The 4,864-nt window shown below is 60.8% G+C and carries 4 protein-coding genes and 1 tRNA gene; 2 read left to right on the plus strand and 3 right to left on the minus strand.

Features of this window, described 5'->3' with window-relative positions:
• The first annotated feature begins 157 nt into the window (after positions 1-157).
• Positions 158-234: transfer RNA gene (locus DBR30_RS10050), tRNA-Asp, on the plus strand.
• 254 nt (positions 235-488) lie between these two features.
• Here DBR30_RS10050 and DBR30_RS10055 read toward each other — a convergent pair.
• Together DBR30_RS10055 and DBR30_RS10060 are read right to left on the minus strand one after the other, a co-directional pair.
• Positions 489-3,071, minus strand: coding sequence for a bifunctional acetate--CoA ligase family protein/GNAT family N-acetyltransferase (locus DBR30_RS10055; protein WP_108588330.1), 2,583 nt, complete (start codon positions 3,069-3,071; stop codon positions 489-491).
• 73 nt (positions 3,072-3,144) lie between these two features.
• Positions 3,145-3,336: a hypothetical protein gene (locus DBR30_RS10060; RefSeq protein ID WP_005339486.1), complete on the minus strand. Its 192-nt coding sequence runs from the start codon at positions 3,334-3,336 to the stop codon at positions 3,145-3,147.
• A gap of 192 nt (positions 3,337-3,528) precedes the next feature.
• Here DBR30_RS10060 and DBR30_RS10065 point away from each other — a divergent pair, with 192 nt between their 5' ends.
• On the plus strand, positions 3,529-4,389 hold the full coding sequence (locus tag DBR30_RS10065; RefSeq protein WP_108539825.1) for an ABC transporter substrate-binding protein: 861 nt from the start codon (positions 3,529-3,531) through the stop codon (positions 4,387-4,389).
• On the opposite strand, the gene DBR30_RS22005 is transcribed toward DBR30_RS10065, so the two are convergent.
• The coding region (locus DBR30_RS22005; protein WP_258224382.1) for a LysR substrate-binding domain-containing protein at positions 4,378-4,864 on the minus strand (487 nt) is incomplete at its 5' end. The genes DBR30_RS10065 and DBR30_RS22005 overlap by 12 nt on opposite strands.

A 4,864-nucleotide genomic window follows, 5' to 3' on the forward strand; every position in this document is an offset into this window, starting at 1 on the left:
AACGCGGTAGCGCCGATGGTAGTGTGGCATTCGCCATGCGAGAGTAGGACACTGCCAGGCACCCAATTAAACGGTGATGTGAAGAATCACATCACTGGCTGCGAGGATGACACCTCAGAAGAAGCAGCAGAAGATTTAGCGCAAGCTAACCGAATGCGGAGCGGTAGTTCAGTCGGTTAGAATACCGGCCTGTCACGCCGGGGGTCGCGGGTTCGAGTCCCGTCCGCTCCGCCACTAATTTGAAGGCCTTCCCGATTGGGAAGGCCTTTTTGCTATGGGCGGTTTTGTCCATAAGACCCACAGGTTTGCATACCAGAACGAACGTCAAAGCCCAGTTTCACGACCGGGCTTTGATGTTTTTAGCGTGCTAAACAGCCAACGTTTGGTTTTTACCTGCCAAGAGAGTGTCAGATAGCCGGTTATTTCCACCATTTTCTGGCTATATCCGAGCTTTATCAGCCATTTGAGCGAGTTTACAGGCGGCCAAATCAGGCTTCTGCTGCCTGCTGACTACAGGGCAGCTCCATATTGACCACCCCCTCTTCTATTTGCACGTCGATCTTGAAGCCAAGCCGTTTGGCGAGGTTGACCATGCCGCGATTGCTGGGCATGGTCATGCCGGATAGCTGGCCAATCCCCTGCTCTTTGGCGTAACGGATGATCTTCTCCATCATCAATTTGCCGAGCCCCACCCCTTTCAAGTCCGATCGCACCAGAATGGCAAACTCGGCATCGCTCAGATCCGGGGTCGAGATAGCGCGTACCACGCCGAGGATTTGATCCTGCAGCTCGCCATCTTGCCCCACCGCTACGAAGGCCATCTCCCGGTCGTAATCGATCTGGGTCATGCGAGCCAGCTCTTCATGGCCCAGCTCGCCCACATCGGCGAAGAAGCGTTTGTACCTGTCTTCATCGGAGACCTGCAGCACGAACTGTTTGTGAGCCGGTTCATCTTCCGGCCGGATCGGGCGCAGCAGGATATGGCGCTGATCTTTAAGCCAGGCACCCTCTTCCAGTTCGGTAGGATAGGGGCGGATAGCCAGTCGGTTGCTGGCCGGGAGGGCGGGGTCAGCCAGCGTGAGGCTGGCATCCAGCACCACCATTTCGGCGCCGCACGCTTGCAGCGGGTGCAGGTCCAGCTCCTGAATCTCCGGAAAGGCGAGCAATAGCTCGGAGAGCTGGCAGAGCACCTGACCGAGGGCATCGATATCCAGTCGTTCCGGTGTGGCCTGCTCACGGATCTTGCGGTTCTTGAGGGCTCCTATGATCTGGTAACGAGCCAGTGCCTGATTGAGCGGTGGCAAGGCTGCCACCATCTCTTGCGGTTCCGCACCCGACTCACCCAGCAGAATGACGGGGCCAAAGATGGCGTCTCGCTGGATCCGTACCCGCAGCTCGAGGCCGCCGCTGCGGCGAGCCATCCGCTGCACCAGCAAGCCTTCGATACGGGCGCCCGGATCGTGCTGTTTGACCCTGTCCAGAATGGCATCAGCGGCTTGTGCCACTTCGGCCGAGGTGCGCAGGTTGAGCACCACGCCGTGCACGGCAGACTTGTGCAGGATATCTGGCGAGCGCAGTTTCACCGCCACCGGATAGCCGATCTGCTCAGCAGTCAGGGTCGCCTCGATGGCGTCGGTGACGATCCAGGTTGGCAGGGTCGAGAGACCGGCAGCCTGCAAAATCGGGTGCACCAGATGGGTATCCAGCCTCAGCTGTTTACGGTCTTGCGCCTGGCGGATCAGCTGCTGGCACAGCTCGACATTGAGCTGGTTGCCATGCAGTGACGCCGGGGTCTCCATCAACTGCTTCTGGTTGCGGCGGTATTCCACCATGTGCATGAAGGCGGCCATGGCGCTTTCCGGTGTGCGGTAGGTCGGGAAGCCCGCCTCGGTAAAGAGTTTACGCCCCTCCTGCGCCGAGTATTCGCCCGCCCAGTTGGTGAGGATATTGAAACGGCGCGCTCTGGGATGCTGTTTCAGGTGGTCGATAAGATGGCTGGCCAGCGGCGCGCTCGGTGCCGTGAGCGAGGGGGCGTGGATGATCAGGATGGCGTCGATGCCATCCTCCTGCAACACGTTGTCCAGCGCCTCCTGATAGGTGGTGATGGTGGCATCGCTGCCGATGTCGAGCGGCGGGCGAGCCAGCTTGCCGCCCCGCTCCAGCAGCACATCCACCGCCATATTGGCCAGCCCTCGGCCGTTGGAGATGATGGCGAGCCGCTCCCCCTTGAGGGTCATGGAGTGGCTGAGGGTTTCCACCGCGGCAAACAGTTCGTGGGTATCCCGTACCCGTAGCATGCCGGCGCGACGGATGGCGGCATCATAGACATTGTCGAGACCGTGGGCCGGTTCGTGGCGCCCGCTTTTCAGTACCAGGATTGGCTTGTTGCGCGAGGCTGCCCGCGCCGCCGAGAGAAAGTGGCGGGCGTCGTGCAACTTGTCCATGTAGATCAAGATGGCGCGGGTGACGTTGTCGCGGGAGAGCTGATCCAGCAGCTGGCCGAAGTCGATATCGCAGTGATCGCCAAGGGAGATGAAGGCGGAGAAGCCCAGCTCATGCTGCTTAGCCCAATCCAGAATGGTGGTGCTGACGGCGGCGGATTGCGACAGAAATGCGACTTGCCCCGGCTTGGCGGCAATGGGTGAAAAGCTGGCGTTGATCCCCTGGCCGGGCAGCAGCATTCCCATGCTGTTGGGGCCGAGCAGGCGAATGTCATATTGCTGGCAGACCCGTTTCAGCTCCAGTCGCTCCTCGGGGGAAAAGTCGGCGGCCAGTATGATGGCAGCCCCCGCGCCCTTTTGGCCGAGCGCTTCCAGCAACGGCAAGACCCGCTCCCGCCTGGTGCAGATGATGGCGAGATCCGGGGTCAGCGGCAGGCTGGCGATGTCGGGATAGGCCAGCACGCCGGCGATGGACTTGTTGCGCGGGGTGACAGGGAGGATGGGCCCTTTGAACTGGCCTGCCAGCAGGTGGCGCACGATCACATGACCCGCCTTGAGCGGGTCGGTCGAGGCGCCGATCACGGCGATTGAGTGGGGTTTGAACAGCCGATCCAGACCGCTTGCTTTCATGGGCACTCCCGTCGAAAGGGGGAAGATATCAGTCTAATACGCCTTTGCTGCGGGTTCTGTGACCGGATCCTGATCACCGTTTGTTGAGGGCATTGGCACGCAGATAAAAGCGCAGTTCGCCCTGCACCCGGCGAATGGCTCCCAGGTGGCGTTCCTGCAGATAGATATCCTGTTCCCGATCGAGCGCCGTGCTGGGTACGCCCATGCTTTGCAGATACTCGTCAAACAGGGTTGAACCCTTGATCTCTACCAGATGCTGTTTCATGGCTCTCCTCCCTGTGCCTTGGCATTTGTTGATGAACGCCCAGTCTGCGATGACCTGTAGGGTTTGCCTATTGTCACTTTTGACACGAGATTTGACACGAGAGCGCTCACACATCTTTCAGGGAGAGCGTCGTTGAGGTGCTGGCTGGCGTTATAGTATGGCGAGGAGCACGAGGCACGGATGGTGCACAGGATGATCAGAGTCTGGTGGTGGTGCATGGCACTGTGGACGGTTGGCGTATCGGCAGCAGAGCAGCCTATCCGCGCCTGGAATCTGCTGCTGGATCATCCCAACCCCGCCGTCGTCCAGTTGCTGCGCCTCTCCCTCGATCTCACCGTACCCGAATATGGCCCCTACCAGCTAGTTTCCAGCCCGCAGATGGAGCAGGGGCGGGCGGTGAAGGAGCTGCGCAGCGGCGAGCTGGTTCAGGTCGGTGTTTTTGCCCCCGATGGTGAGCGAGAGCGGGAGTTGCTTGCAATCCACATTCCGCTGGCCAAGGGGCTGCTCGGCTGGCGGGTGTGTCTGGTTCGGCAGGGGGATGAGGGGCGTTTTGCCGCGATCGGATCGTTGGCGGACTGGCATCGGGCCGGGCTCTCCATCGGTCAGCATAGATCCTGGCCAGACACCCAGTTGCTGCGGGCTAACGGCCTCAAGGTGACGGTGGGCAATCTTTATGAGGCGCTCTTCAACATGCTGCGCAAGAAGCGCTTTGACTGCTTCTTGCGCTCGGTCATCGAGGTCGAGGATGAGCTCAGGCAGTATCCCGATCTCGCCATCGAGCCCCGTCTGGTGTTTCGCTATCCGCTGGCGCTGCTCTTCTTTGTCTCGCCAAAATATCCGGAGCTGGCCCAGCGCATCGAGCTTGGCCTGCTGCGGGCGCGGCAGTCTGGTGCTTTTGACCGGGTCTTTGAAGAGGGATTTGGCAGCACCATTCGGCGGCTGAAACTGGATGAGCGGGTGCGCCTCGAGCTGCACAACCCCGACTTGCCGCTGCCCAGCCGCGTCATGATGGTCGATCCGGCCCTTATCTATAATCCGGTGTCAGCGCAGTGAGCCCTGATTCTGCGCGGTATCCCAGAAGGCGCGGATCAGTGGTTCCTCCAGCCGCTTCTTGAGTACCCCGATCCCCACATCAAATGGCTTGAAGGCGGGTTTGAGGTCGATGATCCGCACCTTGTCGCCGAGCGGGCTGTGGTCGATGACCGCCGCCGGCACCAATCCTACGCCACAGCCGAGCGCCACCATGGCGACAATCCCCTCGTTACCCGCCACTTCGGCATAGATGTTGGGCGCTATCCCCTTGTTGCGAAACCACTGATCGCTGCGTTTGCGGGCCAGCCCCTGCTCGGAGAGGATAACTGGCAGCTGCTCCCAGTCCGGCTCGCCCTGACGGAACCACTGGTTCAGCTGCGGGGCATTGCGCGGCGCGATAAAGACCAGCGGCACCAGTTGCAGGCTGGCGAACTCCAGCTTGGCGGGCAGGGCATCGGGGCGAGCGGCGATGGCGAGATCGGCTTCATCGGCCAGG

It is taken from the genome of Aeromonas sp. HMWF017 (genome assembly GCF_003061465.1).
GTDB classification, from domain to species: domain Bacteria; phylum Pseudomonadota; class Gammaproteobacteria; order Enterobacterales; family Aeromonadaceae; genus Aeromonas; species Aeromonas veronii.